Below are 18,862 nucleotides of genomic sequence, written 5' to 3' on the forward strand. Positions count from 1 at the left end.
AGCAATGAGCGATTTAAAGTTAGTTACAAAATTTGATGTGACGGACGGCTTTTTTGCCAGATACAGAAAATTAGTTAGAGAAGTGGTGCTCCCTTATCAGGAGAATGCCCTAAACGATCGAATTGAAGGCGCAGAAAAAAGTCATTGTATTGAGAACTTTCGTATGGCGGCTAAGAAGCTGCATACAGGTAAGTGCGATGGAGAGTTTTACGGAATGGTGTTTCAGGACAGCGATGTAGCAAAATGGCTGGAAGGGGCTGCATATTCACTGGCGCAAACGCCTGATGGAGAGCTTGAACGCAGATGTGATGAAATCATAGAACTGATTGGACAGGCACAGCATGAAGATGGCTACTTGAATACCTATTTTACGGTGAAAGAACCGGATAAGAGGTGGACGAATCTCCATGAAGCACATGAGCTGTATTGCGCAGGGCATATGATTGAGGCAGGAGTTGCCTATGCGGAGTGTACCGGTAAGACAAGATTGCTGCAGATAGTATGTGATATGGCGGATTGCATTTATAAGCATTTTATTGAAGACCATGCCGAGGGATATCCGGGACATCCCGAGATTGAGCTGGCGCTTATGAGATTATACCGCTGTACAAAGGAAGAAAAGTACAAAGAACTTGCGCTTCACTTTATTAATGTACGAGGTGTCAACAGCGATTATTTTAAGCAGGAGAACAAAAAAAATAGATGGTCCGTTTGGGGGAATGACCCTGAAAACAAAGAATATGCCCAGAATATGGCGCCGGTTAGGATGCAGAAAAAGGCGGTGGGGCACGCGGTACGGGCTGTTTACCTTTATGCCGGAATGGCAGATGCAGCCAAGGAAACGCAGGACGAGAGTCTGGCAGATGCATGTAAGATCCTTTGGAATAACATCACCCAGTGTAGAATGTATGTGACGGGCGCTATCGGTTCGGCCTATGAAGGAGAAGCTTTCACAAAGGATTATCATTTACCAAACGATACGGCATATGCGGAGACATGCGCGGCAATTGGCCTGATTTTCTTCTCTAATAAGATGCTATATCTGGAAAGGAATGGTAAATATACGGATATAATAGAACGTGCTTTGTATAATTGTGTGCTGGCAGGTATGCAGTTAGATGGCACCAAATTCTTCTATGTGAATCCATTAGAAGTTCTTCCGGGGATTTCTGGAGAAGCGCAGACGCATAGACATGCGCTCCCTGTAAGGCCGAAGTGGTTTGCATGCGCCTGCTGTCCGCCTAATGTGGCAAGACTTTTGACTTCTATATCAGAATATGTGTGGCATGTAACGAAAGATGGTCTGTTTTCCAACTTGTTTCTTGGCGGAACACTTGATTTAAGCGATGTTTATGGCGGGAAGGTTACACTTAAGACAGAATATCCTTATGGGAATCAGGTGGAATACCATTTCGAACCGCAGAATGGAACGATGTCCATACCGCTTGCAATTCGCATTCCATCATGGAGCAAGAACACAGTATTCCGGATAAATGACAAAAGGATCAATCCCGAGGTGAAAGATGGTTATGCATATATAAGCAGAAACTTTAGCGCGGAGGATGTGGTAATTGTGGAATTTGAGATGCTTGTCCGCAAAATATACACAAGTAATAAGGTATCTGCAAATACCGGCAAGGCAGCAGTGGAAAGGGGCCCTCTTATTTACTGTGCGGAGGGTGTTGACAATGGGGACGATGTCCTTTCTCTTTCCCTGATGAAAGATGGTTCGATTACGGTTAGCGAGTATTTGCCAGATAAATTGTTTGGTATACAGGAGTTGTACGCAGAAGGATACAAAGAAACCGTAAGCGATACGCTCTATAGCTATGAAGCGTCAAGGGAAGAAAAGTGCAAGATTACATTAGTTCCTTATTATACCTGGGGCAATCGTGGATTGAACCAGATGCGGGTTTGGATTCCGGAGAAAAAATAATATAGTATGGTGGGACAGGGAATGGAATATATCCCTGTCTCTTTTTTATGGCCGTTAACTATGTCAAAAATTATTCATTCCGCTATTGATAAACAGGTTATAAATAGGTTATGATAAATTTTGGAATTTTGTATAGATTTTATCGCTTGTTACGTTAAGCATTTAAACTGCTTACAGATATAGTATCGCAGGTGCGATATGCGTGAGGTAAAAATATGAGGCTTTTATTCGCCATATTGAGCATCCTTTTGTTTCTCATTGGGATGAAAACCCATAAAAAAATTCATGCCATAGCCGGTGTTGTTTTTATGGCAATGCTGCTTGCGTCAATTGTAATGGAAATGGCGAATGAGGGGCGCGTCAGTGAGTGGTTTGCAGCCATAAGAGGAAGTATGATTCAAGATAACGGAGATTTTGAAGATACTAAGGAGACAACTTCAAGTTCTTTAGAAACAGAGGAAGAAGAAATAGGTTCTACGGGCGGGATGACAGAGGAGGCGCCGGATGCGGCAAAGGAAACAGCACCGGAAAAAACGGCGGTTCCCACAGAGCCACCAGGGATGGAAGGAATGGCAAGCCCAACAAGGCCGCCGGCTCAGAAGGAAACGCCAAGCCCCGCAAAAACTTCAGCACCGAAAGAAACGCCGGATGCAACAGGGGAACTGATGCGGGAAGAAGGAGCGGACCAGGAGAAAACTCCGGTACCCTCTCCGGTCAAAACAGCAGATCCAAGTCCGTGTAAAAACGATGAAGCAAAAACATACCGGCCGGAAGATTATGGTGTGGTGGAAAAAGAAAAGCAGGAATTTCAGGGAGAAGATGGAGAGGTATCCTATTATTATATGATGGAGAGCTTTTATTTAAGCGACACTTTTTCGAGACGTGTCAATGTCACACTGGAAAAGATTTATGATGAATATGAAGCCCAGTACCTTAGGACAGGAGAACTGATTCAATCAGGATTTGATGAATTTGACGAATCTGCCAAACCAGATTCAGGTACCCCTTATGATTATTGGCAGCTGGTAGGACTTAAATACGCCGGAAAAGACTACATCAGTATTTTGTACAATGATATTCCTTATATGAGCAATACGCACCCCTATTCCAGATTTGATGGAATCACCATCAATTGTAGAACCGGAAAGGAAGTTACGGCATCTGAGTTTTTAGAGAAAAGTGATCAGGAAATTTTAGAGGAAGTCAGCAGTAAAATGGGGCTGGCAGATACTGCTACATGGGATGATATAGATTTTTATCTGACAGACTCCGCGATCGTATTTATCTACCGCGTGCCGGATTGGTGGGAGGATGTGGTTATACCGAGGGAATAATGTAAACAGGCCCTGAGATAATGGATGAAAGAAATAATTGCAACCATGTTGTATTTACTTTATAATAAGTAGCTAAAGGTAACAGGCTATCTGTGCAGATGAAGAAAAATGGAGGAGGATGAAATTATGATATCAGTATTTGACGGCGGCGCATATCTTGTAAATGGAACGGAAATTATTTCTGATGAACCCGAAGCTCTTGCGGCGGTTAAAGCGAAGACAGGGTTAGACACCACAAAGGATAAAGCCAGACAGGAGACAATCGCGTATAATATTTTAAAAGAACATAATACATCAGACAGTATGGAGAAGCTGAAAATCAAATTTGATAAGCTTACCTCCCATGACATAACTTTCGTAGGAATCATTCAAACGGCAAGAGCATCGGGACTTGAGAAGTTTCCGGTTCCTTATGTGCTTACCAATTGCCATAATTCTCTTTGCGCAGTTGGCGGAACCATCAATGAAGATGACCACATGTTTGGTCTTTCCTGTGCCAAGAAATATGGCGGCGTCTATGTACCCCCTCACCAGGCAGTGATTCATCAGTATGCAAGGGAGATGCTCTCCGGCGGCGGCAAGATGATTTTAGGTTCCGATTCCCATACCCGCTACGGCGCTTTAGGCACCATGGCAATGGGCGAGGGTGGACCGGAGCTGGTAAAGCAGCTTTTAAACCAGACCTACGATATTAATATGCCCGGCGTGGTAGGAGTTTACCTGACAGGAGAGCCGGTAAAAGGGGTAGGACCTCAGGACGTAGCCCTTGCGATTATTGGTGAAGTCTTTGACAGCGGTTATGTGAAAAATAAAGTGATGGAATTTGTAGGTCCGGGCGTGTCTTCCTTAAGCGCTGATTTCAGAATCGGTATTGATGTAATGACAACGGAGACCACCTGCTTATCTTCTATCTGGCGTACGGATGATACCATCAAAGAATATTATGATATTCATGGCAGAGTGGAGGAATATAAGGAATTAAATCCCGGACAAGCTGCGTATTATGACGGAATGATCACCATTGACTTAAGTGCCATAAAGCCAATGATTGCAATGCCTTTTCACCCTAGTAATACCTATACAATCGAAGAATTGAATCATGATTTAATGGATATATTAGATGATGTGGAGAAGAAGGCGGCTGTTTCTTTAGATGGTGCGGTTGATTTCACCCTCAAGAATAAAGTGAAAAACGGAAAGCTTTTGGTAGACCAGGGAATTATTGCAGGCTGTGCAGGGGGCGGCTTTGAAAATATCTGTGCGGCAGCAGACATTATGAAGGGCGCTTATATTGGTTCGGATGGATTTACCTTAAGTGTGTATCCGGCCTCCATGCCTGTTTACATGGAACTTATCAAAAACGGCTGTGCAGCTGCACTTCTTGAGACAGGGGCAGTTATGAAGACCGCATTTTGCGGACCATGCTTTGGCGCAGGGGATACGCCGGCCAATCATGCGTTCAGTATCCGTCATTCTACAAGGAACTTCCCCAATAGGGAGGGCTCTAAGCTACAGAATGGACAGATTTCCTCTGTGGCGCTTATGGACGCGCGCTCTATCGCAGCAACTGCCGCAAACAAAGGCGTGCTTACGGCGGCTACGGAATTTGACGGTTCTATTAACAAATATCAGTATCATTTTGATGCGAAAATATATGAAAACAGAGTGTTTGATTCAAAAGGCCAGGCAGATTCTACGGTGGAAATTCAGTTTGGCCCTAACATTAAGGATTGGCCGGCTATGACAGAACTGCCGGAAAATATGATTTTGCGTGTGGTGTCCGAAATTCATGACCCGGTAACGACTACGGATGAGCTGATTCCTTCCGGAGAAACCTCCTCCTACCGTTCCAATCCATTGGGACTTGCAGAGTTTACCCTGTCAAGGAAGGATCCTGCCTATGTGGGTCTTGCAAAGGATATTCAGGTGGCCCAGAAGGCTGCTATGGAAGGAAAATGTCCTCTAGAAGCCAAACCTGAGCTGAAAGAAGTTATGAAGGTAGTGGAAGGAGCATTCCCTGGCGTGGGGAAAGGAAATGTTGGCTTTGGCTCCACGATTTTCGCGGTGAAGCCCGGTGATGGTTCGGCCAGAGAACAGGCGGCATCCTGCCAGAAGGTGCTTGGCGGATGGGCAAATATTGCTAACGAATATGCAACCAAGCGATACCGTTCCAACCTGATTAACTGGGGTATGCTTCCGTTCCTGATTGAGGAAGGTGAGCTTCCTTTTAAAAATAAGGATTATCTTTTCTTCTCCGGAATCAGAAAAGCAGTGGAAGAAAAAGCAGATGAAATCAAGGCATACCAGGTGGGAGAAACAGGACTTAAGGAATTTACTTTACGACTTGGAGAGCTGACCGATGAGGAACGTCAGATTATTCTGAAAGGATGTCTGATTAATTATAATAGAGTGTAAAAGCTAAAGTTTAATTTAGATTAAATAATTATTTTAACAGAAGGCAGCCAGCCGTTTACGGAAGGGCTGCCTTCTGTTATTACAATAAGCCGGCCCACGGAACATGGCAGTGTTTGTTACAATAAGCTGACTCACGGAACATGGCAGCGTTTGTTACAATAAGCTGACTCGCGGAGCGTGACAGCGTTTGTTGTATAGCCTTAGACAATATGGCTGTTTAACTTATCCAGTAAAGAAGCAATAAAGACACCGGCAGCCAGAAAAAATATATTTAGCAGGCAATTGGTTGTGGATACGGTAAAGCTGTCAAATGGAATAATCATAACCGTGGCAGCTATCATGATACCTACAATCCCATGAAAGGCGATAGAATAGTGGTTGTCAAATAGTGCGTTGACAGCTTTAGACAAAAATATAATCGTGATTAAACCTCCGATCCCTCCAGGAATAAGTATTTCGGGGGATAAGTGGCCGATTCCATCAACAAAAGGCGTATAAAGGCCTAGGGGCATCAGCAGTGTAGAGAAACTCATGCCGGGCGCGATGATGCTAAGGGCAAGGCAGAAACCGCAAAACAAATACCAGACAAATCCCGGAACAATTTTTATGAAAGTAGCATTTAAGCCAATTAACAGCGCAAATACTGCGCACATGGAAAGCAGCAGAGAGACATAGGAGCCTTTTGATCTGCCATGCTCTCCGGCCTCCCGCCAAAGTGAGGGAAGCATACCCACAATAAGACCTACGAAAAGACAGATAGAAAACCCCGGATATTTTGTCAGAAAATAAGCCAACAAATTGGCAACCTGCATAAAGCCGATAACATAACCTAAAATATATGGCAGCAGCCTTGGCACATGTGTTTTAAAATTCTGGGAAGGATTAGCCAAAAGTTCCATGAGAGGCTTATAAACACCAAACACAACACTCAGCACACCTCCACTAATGCCCGGCAGAACGGCTCCTAAGCCAATGAATGCCCCCTGCAAAATATGAAAGGGAATACGCAAGATAGAGTGTGTCATCTTTTTCATCTTTTTCAATTGAATCCTCCTAATCACCGTATATTTTCAAACAAAAGTATCAACATAAGCTGTTTTATGAAACGCTCCTGCTGCTTAGACTTTATGTCATAAACGGCTTGTTTCATTACATCTCAACCGGTAAAATTTTCATAAACGCTAAATTAATTGAACGGTCAGTCGATAAATATAGTGCAGGTGTTTATGGCCAGAATACCAGCAGGAAATATTGTTTAAGTCACCACGGATGGTATACCTTAGGGAAACGGACAGCCCTTTTGTGTATCATTTTGTTTTTTTCGAACATGGAGGTGAGAATAAAAACAAGGGACGGAAAGAAGGAGGAAGAATGCGAATAGATTCCAGCGCGATAGGAATGGATTCCACCAGAAAGTACACTTCCGTTTCCGGGAGGGTAACCAAGCTTATGATTTCAAACGGTAGACAGAGCCTTATGGGCGGAACCGGCGCCATGTTTGGAAATGCATTGGGTACTGATGTGGAGGGAAGTGAAAAACAGATGGGAGAGAAGGAAAATCCGGAGGATACCCTTCAATCCACGTTTGAGGAAATGAGATCCAAGATAAGACCCATTGCATCAGAAAGTACCCAGGGGACAGGGATTTCGAGCGCCCGGGAGCAGTTAATGGAAATCAGGCAGCAGTGTATTAACTATTTAATGGATATTCTTTTCCCAGGAAAAATGGGAAGAAGAAACTGGGCAAGTGAAGTCATGTCTTCATCGAATCTGTATACTGGCTCCTTGGGAGGCGCAAAAACTTTTACCCTAAGCAACCAGTCTTACTATGCAGAAACAGAGGAAACAAGCTTTTCCACCCAGGGAACTGTCAGATGTGCAGATGGCAGGGAAATAAGTTTTAATCTTAATCTGGAAATGAGCCGCAGTTTTCAGGAGTATTATGAGGTGACATCAAGCATCACACAGGCGCCCCTATGTGATCCATTGGTGATTAATCTGAACGGAAACATACCGGAACTGTCCGACCAGACCTTTAAGTTTGACATTGACGGGGACGGACAGGAAGATGAGATCAATCGCCTTGGCGCGGGAAGCGGATTTATTGCACTTGACAAAAACGGGGACGGCATTATCAACGATGGCTCTGAGCTTTTTGGTACAAAGTCAGGAAATGGGTTTGCGGACCTGGCGGCCTATGATGAAGACCACAATGGCTTTATAGATGAGGGAGATGCAATCTGGGATAAACTTAAGATCTGGGTTATGGACGAGAATGGAAATCAGCAGCTTTACTCGCTTGCTGAAAAAGGAGTAGGTGCAATCTGTCTTCAAAATGCTTCTACAAATTATTCCATTACAGATGAAAATAACCAGACAAAGGGCGTGATCCGTAATACAGGCGTTTTCCTATATGAAAATGGCAATGTGGGAACCATTCAACATGTGGATTTGGCCCTGCATGAGCAGAAAAAGCAGGAAAATATCCAGAAAAAGCAGAGTAAATATGCCCAGTGGATGTATGCTATGGCGAACTAGCTTATGAAGTTATTGTTCCAATTGATAGCGGCATGAGAGTTAGCAGTGATAGAAATTGTCTTTTATATGGTATGAAAAGGGAGCCTTCCGGCATAAAATAGGCTGGAGGTGTTCTATGAAAAAACTTAGAATTTTTCAAACTGTCAAAATAAAAAGAATCGTACCTGGATTTTCGCCTGGAAATCTTGGTACGGTTTTTTTGTTTTTTATATTAGCAACTTATCTTATTACGTTCTTCTTTGGAAATTTGCAGGAGGGTGATGTAAAGCAGGTATCGTTTGCAGAGATGGGAAAGGAAGATGTATATTCTGTTTTTGTCAGCAATGAAACTTCGTTTGGCAGTGAACGGATACCGCTTGAGGACTATGTGGCAGACAGGCTTGCGAGATGTATGGAAAATACTTATGAATCAGAGGCTTTGAAGGCGCAGGCCATCTTAATACGTTCAAATCTGTTATCAGAAGGAGATGAACAAAATGAAAAGGAAATCAAAGTGGAAGATGTGGATTATGGGAAAATCCCTATTACAGATAAGATATTGGAAGCAGTGACGCAGACAAGAGGAGTATATATTACATATGAAGGTATGCCTGCAAGGGGGGCATATTTTGCCGTCAGCAATGGAAAAACTAGAAGTGGAAAAGAAATGATGCTGGATGAATACCCTTATTTGACCAGCGTATCCTGCGAAAGAGATTTTTTATCGGAAGATTTTAACAGTATGATGGTTTATACGGAAAGAGAGTTTGAAGAAATTTGGGAAAGCTTGAATACTTCGCAAATGCTGGAGGATGAGATTTTGGAAAAGGGAGAAATTACCACCGAAAAGGCACTAGATGAGTTTACTCTTTACAGGGACAGTGCAGATTATGTTTTATATGTAGAAAAAGAAGGCAGATATATAAGTGGAGAACAGTTCCGAAATGCTTTTTACCTTTCATCTGCCAGCTTTCATTTAAATAAAGAAGGAAACCAGGTGATGATTATAGTAAAAGGCACAGGACATGGGCTGGGAATGAGTCAGTTTGGGGCAAATGAAATGGCGAAAGAGGGGAATGACTATATTAATATTTTAAATTATTTTTTTAAGGATGTAACAATTACAAAATTTGAATAAATAAGGAAAAAGGGGCAAAACTATCCATAAGAACAGCTCATGTAAATACATGGTAAACAAGTTCTGGGAGATAACCAAGAATGTGACGTAAAGGCATACCTTCCTATAGGAAAAGATGCCTTGCGTAAACGCTTCGGAATGGAGGAAAAGATGAGAAGAAATAGAAGAAGAGGACTTGGCAGAGAACGGTTTCTTATGATTGCCTCAGCGGTGCTTGTTTTAGGTTCCCTGACAGCTACGGGTTTATGGCTTGGCAGGGATAAAAGCAATCAGGGAGACGGATATGTAGTGGATTTAAGCGCTATTGAAAACAGCAAGACCGCAGGTAAGGCGGAAGAAATAGGCGGCGAAACGAAAGACGTGGAGCAGGAAGTGGTCACGGCGGATGACCTTGATTATGACCCATATTTTCAGGAGACAAATTCTCAGAAGGTCGAAAATCCGGATCAGTCGGAAAGCGCAAGTATGTCTGATGAAGCCGAGCAGCAGCGAGAAGAACAAAGAAGTACAAAGAGCAATGAAGAACAGAAGCAGCAGGGCGATGATGAGAGCAATACAGGTGAAGGCATCGCAGAAACAGAACAAATAATTGAGGAAGAAAATACTACTGCCTTATCTACAGCAATGCAGCCAGCGCTTACTTTCAGCGATTCTGATACGCTGATCTGGCCTGTGGTGGGAAACATACTGGTCAATTATAGTATGGACAAGACAGTTTATTTCCCAACGCTTCAGCAGTATAAATATAATCCGGCCATTATTATTCAGGCAAATGAAGGAGACCTAATCACAGCGGCATCTGCAGGCAAGGTTACTTCCGTATTTCATGATCCGCAGATTGGAAATGGAGTCACCATGGAGTTAGGGGGCGGCTATGAGGCTACCTATGGACAGCTTGCCAATATTCTTGTCTCAGAGGGCAGTTATGTAGCGGCAGGAGATATCATTGCAGAAGTGGCAGCGCCTACCAAGTATTACAGTGTGGAAGGGACTAATGTCTATTTCAAACTGACAAAGGATGGGAATCCTCTGAACCCACTGGCTAAATTGAATTAGAAGGCTGTCGCAAGTTCGTGGGTATTGGCAGGCATGAGGGATTAAAATGATTTATATTATTGGCGGAAAAATAATGACTATGACCGGAGAGATCTGGGAGAAAGGGTATTTGTGTATTGAAAACGGTAAGATAAAGGAATTGGGGCCTATGAAAGATAACGCCCCTTTTCCGCTGCCGGAAGGAGAAAAGACACAGGTTATCAATGCTTTGGGATATGTGGTAATGCCCGGACTGATAGAAGCACACTGCCATATGGGAATTACGGAGGAGAAGAAAGGAATGGAAGGGGATGACTGCAATGAAACGGTGGACCCCATTACCCCCTATCTGCGTTCTATCGATGCAATTAATCCTATGGACGCTGCCTTTGATGATGCACTGCGGGCAGGAATTACCTCCGCAATGATAGGGCCAGGCAGTGCAAATGTGGTGGGAGGCACCTTTTCCTTTGTAAAAACATGTGGAAGAAGTATTGATAAAATGCTGGTGCGTTCACCTGCAGCTATGAAAATTGCCTTTGGGGAGAATCCGAAGGTTAATTATGCAGGGCAGGGGAAATCACCAGCTACTAGAATGGCAATTGCAGCTATGCTCCGGGAAGAACTTTTCAAAGCCCGGCGCTATTATGAGAAAAAATGCGCAGGGATGAAACGGGAAGATGAGGATTTTCGATATGAATGCTGGCTTCCGGTATTTGAAGGGAAAATTCCAATGAAAGCGCATGTGCACCGGGCGGACGATATTCAGACAGCCATCCGTATTGCAAAAGAATTTCAGTTGGATATAACCTTAGACCATTGCAGTGAGGGACATTTGATTGCAGAGCAGATCAAGGAGGCTGGCTTCCCGGCAATTGTGGGGCCGGACTTAGCCAGCAGAAATAAGATAGAGGTCCAGAATATGGCCTTTAAGACCGTAGGAATCTTGAATAAAGAAGGTGTAAAAACAGCAATTACCACAGACCATCCTGTATCTCTGATACAATCTCTGCCAATTTGTGCAGGATTGGCAATAAAAGCAGGTATGATGGAGGAGGAAGCGTTAAAAGCTATCACTATTTATCCGGCGGAGATTTGCCGGGTGGACGAGCGGGTGGGGAGTTTAGAGGTAGGAAAAGATGCGGATATTGCAATTTTTGATGATCTTCCTATCAGAGTTTCAGCAAAGACTATGTGTACAATGATCGCAGGAAAAGTTGTTTATGCGGATGAAAGCTTTTCTTTACCTGCCTGTGGAAAAAATGTATAATGTAATAGCAGTTTATATGATGTAGGGTTATATGCGGAGGTGTAACTTGCACAGGATAAAAAAGATGGCAGCCGCCTTTTTTGTTTTTTTATTGACAGGCTGTGCTGCCATACAGGAAGAAGAAATACCGGATACGGAAAATACAATTACTAGTATGGAGGCGGAGCCCGAGCTTTCTTATGAAGTGCCTGCGAGCTCTGCCAACATTTTTATCAATCAGTTAGGCTACATAAAGGACGGTAAAAAGGTGGCTGTTTTCTGTGGAAAAAAGCTGCCGGAAGAATTTCAGGTGATCAGGAAGGACACCGGAGAGACAGTATTTACCGGTTATTTAGAGAACAAGGGATATGATGAGAGGCTGCAGGAATATAATAGCTATGGAGATTTTTCTGCGTTATGTGAGGCCGGTCTTTATTATATAGAAGCACCCTTGATAGGCCAGTCTTATTCGTTTCAGATTGAGGATGGGCTGTATGAAAATATTTTTAAAGAAGCATGCAAGCAGTATTATTATAACCGATGTGGGATGACATTGACAAAGCAATATGCAAACGGGGTGGCTCATAACGCATGTCATACAGGAAAAGCAGTGCTTATGGAGGATGAATCAGTTAGCCTGGATGTAAGCGGAGGATGGCATCAGGATGAAAAAGGCTCTAAGAATGTAGTCTTGGCGGCGAGAAGTATTGGGGTTATGCTGCTTTCTTATGAGCTATATGGAGATTCCTTTACAGATGAGATTGGCATACCGGAAAGCGGAAATGGTATACCGGATTTGCTGGATGAAATAAAATATGAAGCGGACTGGCTGCTTAAGATGCAGGATGGGGAGACGGGGGCCGTTTATTCTGGTGTGGAGATTTATGAGCAAAACGGCATAGACAAGGTTTGTGTAGAGCCAGCTGATGGGAAATCAACCATGGCTTTTGCCATGGCGCTTGCAAAATTTGGCTATCTTTATCAGGAGTATGATGGGAACTATGCTGCGCAGTGCTTAGCGGCAGCAGAATATGCATGGAAGTATGCTGACTTAAATTTGCAGGAGGAAGCGGAGGCAGAAGAATGGAGATTTGCGGCGGCGGCAGAGCTTTACAGAGCCAAAGGAAGGCAATCTTTTCACAAATACGTGACCGGATATCTTGCCAGGGAAGCCTGCGGAGAAAATGTGAATGATGTGGTTTTTTTAGGCTGCGTCACATATATTTGCACAAAGCAGCCTGTTAAGCTGGAGGTTTGCGAGGAGATTGCCAATACATTGATGCTGCGGGCGGAGAAAATCGCAAGGGAAGCATCGGGAACCCTTTTTTTGGCAGGAACAGAATCTGCCCGGAATGACAATCAGGAACTGCTGCGGAATATGATGTATTTGACAACAGTGGATCATATGATTACAAATAAAGAGTATGACAGTGTGATTGAGAATCACCTCCATTATTTCCTGGGAAGAAATGAAAAGTCAATCAGTTACATTGACAACGTGGGAGAGGGGAATTATAGAACGATCGATGAGAGCATGGGCATTATGAAACAGTTCGAAGCAAACAGTAAGCTGATTTTTATGCTCAGTGAAATTGTAGGGGAACATTACCATTAAATGTCTGTGAGATTATACTGGAAAGAGCATTTTTTGCAAAGTACGGGGCACCATATTCTCTTTAAGATAAAGGCCTATGGTTGTAAGGTTAAAAGTATAGTAAGACTTTTTGTAATTCCATAAGCTGACCAGCAAAAAGCGAAATGGAAAGAAATTGTGCCAAATGGAGGTTAAAGTATGAAGATAGTCGTATTAGCAGGAGGAACCAGCACGGAGAGAGATGTCTCTTTAAGCTCTGGCGTCATGATTTACCGTGCGCTTAAAAGCAAAGGACATAAAGCAATCCTTTTGGATGTGTATTTGGGATATCAATGGGAGGAAGGGAAGCAGGATAATATAGTGAGTATTTTTGAAAAGGAGCGAGACTGGGCAGGAGAGCTTGGAAGCATCAGCGAACAGAAACCGGATATTGATCAGGTGAAGGCGATGCGTCCGGATGGTGACAAAAACTTTTTTGGGCCTAATGTGATTAGACTTTGCCAGGCTTCAGACGCTGTGTTTATGGCCCTTCACGGAGAAAACGGTGAAAATGGGAAAATACAGGCATGTTTTGACCTTATGGGAATTACCTATACCGGTACAGACTATGTGAGCTCAGCACTTGCTATGGACAAAGGAATTTCTAAGGAGCTGTTTGTTTATCATGGGATTCCTACGCCTGCATACATACGCTTTCAAAAAGGTCAGGAGGAAAAGGAAACGATTTCCTTTCCATGTATTGTTAAAGCCTGTTGTGGCGGTTCCAGTGTAGGTGTGAGTATTGCCAGGACGAAGGAGGAATATGAAAGCGCTCTTGCAGAGGCCTTTCGGTATGATGATGAGGTGATTGTGGAGCAGTATATTGACGGACGGGAATTTTCTGTGGGGGTGATGGAGGGAAAGGCTCTGCCGGTGATAGAAATTGCGCCCCTTGAAGGATTTTATAATTATAAGAATAAATATCAGCCAGGCGCAACAGTGGAAACCTGTCCGGCCCAGCTTCCTGTTGAAAAGACAGGAGAAATTCAAAAATATGCGGAGAAGGCTTTTACGGCGCTGCGTCTGAAAAATTATGCAAGGATGGACTTTATGATGAACAGGGATGGAGAAGTGTTTTGCTTAGAGGCAAATACCCTGCCAGGAATGACGCCTACCTCCTTGCTTCCTCAGGAAGCGGCAGCCTTGGGAATGAGCTTTGATGAGCTGTGTGAACGGATACTGAAGGCGGCCGTCCGATAGGTTGCCCAGAGCAAACTCTTTATTAGTGGCAGTACCGCAGGCAAAGCTTGCGGTATGCGGAGGAGATAAGGTTGAAAGAATTGCATTCTTTCAACTGCAAATTTGTGCTTAAGCGCACAAATTCGCACGTTGAGAAAGGAGCATGGTCATAAACATGAAAAATATGACATTGGACAATGTTGCAAAAGCCTGTGGGGGTGCTTTACACCTGCCGGAGGGTGGGCATAGAAAAGAGGACTTTCAGGAAGCCTCCTGCGTGGTGATTGATTCTCGAAAGATAGAGCCGGGAGGCATTTTTATTGCTACAAAAGGTGAGAAAGTGGATGGCCACAGATTTATAGGGCAGGTGACGGAAGGAGGGGCGTTAGGTGTTGTATGTGAAAGAGAAGAAAAAGACTGCCCTGTGCCATATATTCTGGTGAAGGATTCCTTTCAGGCACTAAAGGATATTGCAGAGTTTTACAGAAGACAGCTTTCTGTAAAGGTGGTGGGGGTTACCGGCAGTGTGGGAAAGACCAGCACGAAAGAATTTATAGCCTCTGTGCTTTCAGCCAGGTATCGGGTGCTAAAAACATCAGGGAATTTTAATAATGAGATCGGCCTTCCATTGACGGTCCTTTCTATCAGACAGGAGCATGAGATTGCGGTTCTTGAAATGGGAATCAGCGATTTTGGAGAAATGCATCGTTTAAGCAAAATTGCGAAACCGGATATCTGTGTACTTACAAATATCGGGCAGTCCCATTTGGAAAAGTTGGGAAGCCGGGAGGGTATTTTAAAGGCAAAATCAGAAATTTTTGACTATATGAATTCGGAAGGCTATGTGTTTGTCAATGGGGATGATGACATGCTCCGCCACATAAAAAAGAAAGGAAATCATGAACCGATTCATTTTGGATTAAAGCCTGAAAATGAAATTTTTGCATCAGATGTGTTTGACAAGGGATTGTTTGGTTCTCAGGCGGTCATCCATGCGAATCTTGAAGTTTTCCAGGTGGAGATTCCTCTGCCGGGAATTCATATGGTTTTGAATGCACTGGCGGCAGCTGGTGTGGGAATGCAGTTAGGACTTACGGCGGAGGATGTGAAACAGGGAATTGCCAATGTGGAAGCAGTCAGGGGAAGAAGTAACGTGCTTTCGCTTTCTGACTGCACCCTGATTGATGACTGCTATAATGCAAACCCAGGCTCCATGCAGGCAGCAATTGATTTGCTTTCCATGGCGTCCGGTAGGAAAGTAGCAATTTTAGGGGATATGTTTGAGCTGGGGGAAGGGCAGGAACAGTTGCATGGGGATGTAGGCGCATATGCAGTAAAGAAAAAAATAGATGTATTAATTTGTACAGGGAAACTTTCCGGACATATGTATGAGCAGGCTGTCCATACCAGAGAAGCTGCAGACGCTCAGGAAAAGAAAGAAATTTATCATTTTGCCGAAAGAGATGAAATGATTCAGATATTACCAAAGCTGCTTAAGAAAGGAGATACCATATTGGTGAAAGCATCCCACGGTATGGAATTTGAGAAAGTGGTAGAATTTTTAGTCAAAAGGGATAATTGACTAACCGTTAACAAAGTGTATAATACAAGGTGTATCTATACAGAGCGTATCTATACAAAATATATCACACAAAATGTACCATAAAAAAGTACGAACTCTAAAGAAAAGAAGGAAAATGAAATGAAAATGAAACTCCCGGACAAATTTCGTCCACGTATCATTATGACCATTCTTGGTGTAGTTCTATGCGCCATTGCCGTAGGCTTTTTTAAATGCTCTGCTTTTGGTGTGGATCCTTTTCAGTGCTTTGCTCAGGGAAGTTGGGCAAGGTTCATGGGTGGAATATCCTATGGGACATACTATGCAGGTATCTGTTTTTTGATGTTGATTGTGGATTTGTTTTTGGATAAACACTACATAGGAATTGCTACTTTTATTAATATGTTCCTTACCGGCTATATTGCCGATTTTTCGCGGATTGTTATTGAACGTATGCTCCCGGACCCTTCTATGGCAGTTCGGATGATTATGCTGATTATCGCTGTAGCGCTTATGTGTTTTGCGTCCTCTTTGTATATGACTTCTGATTTGGGCGTTTCCGTTTACGATGCTATCCCCATCATTATTTCTAACCGGAGTAAAAAGCCTTTCCGTTTTTGCCGGATTGGCTGTGACTTAATCTGTGTAATCATTGGAGCATTGTGTGGACTGCTTCCTGGCATCGGAACGCTCATCACGGCCTTCTTCATGGGACCTTTAATAGACTTTTTTAATATTCATTTTTCACGGCCTTTGCTATATGGAAAAGAGAATGTGTCAAAATCATCAAAGTAATGAATATGACAGTAAGAAAGCAGGGAAGAAATTTATTGCTATGATTTCTTCCCTGCTTTTCATATGTGTTTTGATTTATTGGGATAAAGCGTCTGTTTTACAACAAATCTCATCTTTAATCTTAAAATAGGTATCTTCAATTATATTTTGTGTATAAGCGCCGATTTTCTTTTGATCTGCTCGAGGCAAATCTTTTATATAAATAGGCTTGCCATACTCTAAAATTACATTTGTCTTTTTAATTTTTGGAAGATGGTCCTCAAAAATATCACCAGAATTATAAATCGTAATGGGAACAATAGGACACCCTGCTTTGGCGGCAATTTTAAAGCTTCCCTCGTGGAATTCCATAAAAGTATGATTCACCTTGTTTCTGGTACCCTCCGGAAAAATACAGATAGAAATACCGGATTTTACCTTGTCGATTGCAGTTAAAATAATCTTAAGCCCCTGTTTTAAGTCGTTCCGGTCTAAAAACAGACAGTGAAGATTACGCATCCAGTTTACCAGAAGAGGCCATTTGAGCATCTCTCTTTTGGCAATATATCCCGTAGGTCTTGGCACCCGCACATAAGTAATCAAAATATCAAAGTAACTTCTATGATTTCCGATATATAAAACAGGTTCATCCTTCGGTACATTTTCTTCTCCCCTTACAATAATATGCGTTCCGGCAAAAAATAAACACACGCGAAATGCCCACTTTACAATGGCAAGAGAGCTCTTATTTTTCAAATCCATATTATACCTGCCGATAATCCACTCAGCAATCAAAAGAGGAATACTGAAAACTAAAAACAAAATAACAAAGACTGCCACCAAAATAAGTCGAATCATACAAATAACCATACCCTTCCTGCCGAAACTTTCAAACAAAACATTCCTTCCAATTGGAAGGCTGTTAAAGCATTTATAGTATATAGTATGAGACTAATTTTGGCAATAGGTGTTATTTGCACCCAAAGGCAATCCATAACGAACCTCACATGAATATCTGGACTTCATATGGAAACTCTGATAAAATAGCAAAGTAACGAACACCACATAAAACAGGAAGAGGAACACATAAATGGACAAAATTGCGGTTTTAATCCCATGCTATAATGAAGAAAAGACGATTGCCAAGGTAATTAGGGACACCAAGGCGGCCCTGCCGGAAGCAGTTGTTTATGTATATGATAATAATTCCACTGACCAAACCGCAGAGCTTGCCCGGCAGCAGGGAGCGATAGTGCGCTATGAATATATGCAGGGCAAAGGAAATGTAATCCGGCGGATGTTCCGTGAAATAGATGCCCGGTGCTATATCATGGTAGATGGAGATGACACCTATCCTATGGAGTTTGCACCAAAGATGGTGGACAAGGTGCTCTGCCATAATGCGGATATGGTGGTGGGCGACCGTTTGTCTTCCACATATTTTGAAGAAAATAAACGACCTTTCCACAATATAGGAAATTCCATGGTGAAAGCCAGTATTAATCATTTATTTGGCAGCGAAGTAAAAGATATTATGACCGGATTTCGGGCTTTCAGTTATGGATTTGTTAAGACCTTCCCGGTTTTATCAAAAGGCTTTGAGATTGAGACAGAAATGACCATACATGCAGTTTATAATCATATGCAGATTGATAATGTGATTGTGGACTATAGAGACAGGCCGGAGGGAAGTGTATCTAAGCTCAATACCTATGTGGATGGATTTCGCGTACTGGGCACTATTTTCCGGCTCTATCGGGATTATAAACCTTTTGGATTTTTCAGCCTTCTGGCAGTTTTGCTGGCGATAATTGCAATCCTGTTTTTTATCCCGGTGCTTTTAGGATTTCTGGAAACCGGACTGGTGCTTAAGTTCCCTACATTGATTGTCTGCGGTTTTGTCATGATGGCGGCAATTCAATCCTTTTTTGCCGGTCTGATTCTTTCCAATATGGCAACAAAAAGCAGGAGGGATTTTGAATATCGCTTTTCGCAGGTTTGTAAGGAGGAAAGATGCAAGCAGGGGGAGGAACCTTGCAGATGATAAAGACAAAATGCGGATAAAAACCCCAGAAATTCTTTCTAAGAATT

General features: G+C 42.9%; 14 protein-coding genes. 12 read left to right on the plus strand and 2 right to left on the minus strand.

Features of this window, described 5'->3' with window-relative positions; genetic code table 11:
- The first annotated feature begins 4 nt into the window (after positions 1 to 4).
- From D5281_RS04605 to D5281_RS04615, 3 genes are all read left to right on the plus strand, one after another.
- A complete protein-coding gene (locus D5281_RS04605; protein ID WP_160558971.1) occupies positions 5 to 1,936 on the plus strand; it encodes a glycoside hydrolase family 127 protein in 1,932 nt (643 codons plus the stop codon).
- 215 nt (positions 1,937 to 2,151) lie between these two features.
- Entirely contained in the window at positions 2,152 to 3,270 is a 1,119-nt protein-coding gene (locus D5281_RS04610; protein WP_160558972.1) for a hypothetical protein, read from the plus strand.
- 126 nt (positions 3,271 to 3,396) lie between these two features.
- Complete coding sequence (locus D5281_RS04615) at positions 3,397 to 5,685, plus strand: hydratase (protein ID WP_160558973.1); 2,289 nt, start codon at positions 3,397 to 3,399, stop codon at positions 5,683 to 5,685.
- 200 nt (positions 5,686 to 5,885) lie between these two features.
- Here D5281_RS04615 and D5281_RS04620 read toward each other — a convergent pair whose 3' ends face one another.
- The gene (locus D5281_RS04620) at positions 5,886 to 6,719 is read right to left on the minus strand and encodes a DUF368 domain-containing protein (RefSeq protein WP_160559009.1); all 834 of its coding nucleotides are present in this window, start codon (positions 6,717 to 6,719) and stop codon (positions 5,886 to 5,888) included.
- A gap of 337 nt (positions 6,720 to 7,056) precedes the next feature.
- Between D5281_RS04620 and D5281_RS04625 the strand changes: the two genes are divergently transcribed.
- The 8 genes from D5281_RS04625 (at position 7,057) to D5281_RS04660 (ending at position 16,792) form a co-directional block, all read left to right on the plus strand.
- Positions 7,057 to 8,223, plus strand: coding sequence for a hypothetical protein (locus D5281_RS04625; RefSeq protein WP_160558974.1), 1,167 nt, complete (start codon positions 7,057 to 7,059; stop codon positions 8,221 to 8,223).
- Positions 8,224 to 8,338: 115 nt separating this feature from the next.
- The gene (locus D5281_RS04630) at positions 8,339 to 9,340 is read left to right on the plus strand and encodes a SpoIID/LytB domain-containing protein (RefSeq protein ID WP_160558975.1); all 1,002 of its coding nucleotides are present in this window, start codon (positions 8,339 to 8,341) and stop codon (positions 9,338 to 9,340) included.
- A 150-nt stretch (positions 9,341 to 9,490) separates the two neighbouring features.
- Positions 9,491 to 10,396 (plus strand): peptidoglycan DD-metalloendopeptidase family protein, encoded by a 906-nt coding sequence (locus D5281_RS04635; RefSeq protein ID WP_160558976.1) that lies wholly within the window; start codon positions 9,491 to 9,493, stop codon positions 10,394 to 10,396.
- Between the two features lie 46 nt (positions 10,397 to 10,442).
- Positions 10,443 to 11,645, plus strand: a complete 1,203-nt coding sequence (locus D5281_RS04640) for an amidohydrolase (protein ID WP_160558977.1) — start codon at positions 10,443 to 10,445, stop codon at positions 11,643 to 11,645.
- Positions 11,646 to 11,691: 46 nt separating this feature from the next.
- Complete coding sequence (locus D5281_RS04645) at positions 11,692 to 13,239, plus strand: glycoside hydrolase family 9 protein (RefSeq protein ID WP_160558978.1); 1,548 nt, start codon at positions 11,692 to 11,694, stop codon at positions 13,237 to 13,239.
- 177 nt (positions 13,240 to 13,416) lie between these two features.
- A complete protein-coding gene (locus D5281_RS04650) occupies positions 13,417 to 14,457 on the plus strand; it encodes a D-alanine--D-alanine ligase family protein (RefSeq protein WP_160558979.1) in 1,041 nt (346 codons plus the stop codon).
- A gap of 154 nt (positions 14,458 to 14,611) precedes the next feature.
- Complete coding sequence (locus D5281_RS04655) at positions 14,612 to 16,018, plus strand: UDP-N-acetylmuramoyl-tripeptide--D-alanyl-D-alanine ligase (protein WP_160558980.1); 1,407 nt, start codon at positions 14,612 to 14,614, stop codon at positions 16,016 to 16,018.
- Positions 16,019 to 16,138: 120 nt separating this feature from the next.
- A complete protein-coding gene (locus tag D5281_RS04660) occupies positions 16,139 to 16,792 on the plus strand; it encodes a YczE/YyaS/YitT family protein (protein ID WP_277935170.1) in 654 nt (217 codons plus the stop codon).
- 75 nt (positions 16,793 to 16,867) lie between these two features.
- Here D5281_RS04660 and D5281_RS04665 read toward each other — a convergent pair whose 3' ends face one another.
- Positions 16,868 to 17,629, minus strand: coding sequence for a 1-acylglycerol-3-phosphate O-acyltransferase (locus tag D5281_RS04665; RefSeq protein WP_160559011.1), 762 nt, complete (start codon positions 17,627 to 17,629; stop codon positions 16,868 to 16,870).
- A 232-nt stretch (positions 17,630 to 17,861) separates the two neighbouring features.
- On the opposite strand from D5281_RS04665, the gene D5281_RS04670 reads away from it, so the two are divergent.
- Positions 17,862 to 18,815: a glycosyltransferase family 2 protein gene (locus tag D5281_RS04670; protein ID WP_160558981.1), complete on the plus strand. Its 954-nt coding sequence runs from the start codon at positions 17,862 to 17,864 to the stop codon at positions 18,813 to 18,815.
- The last annotated feature ends 47 nt before the right edge of the window (positions 18,816 to 18,862 follow it).

This window comes from Parablautia muri (assembly GCF_009917485.1).
Lineage (GTDB): Bacteria > Bacillota > Clostridia > Lachnospirales > Lachnospiraceae > Suilimivivens > Suilimivivens muri.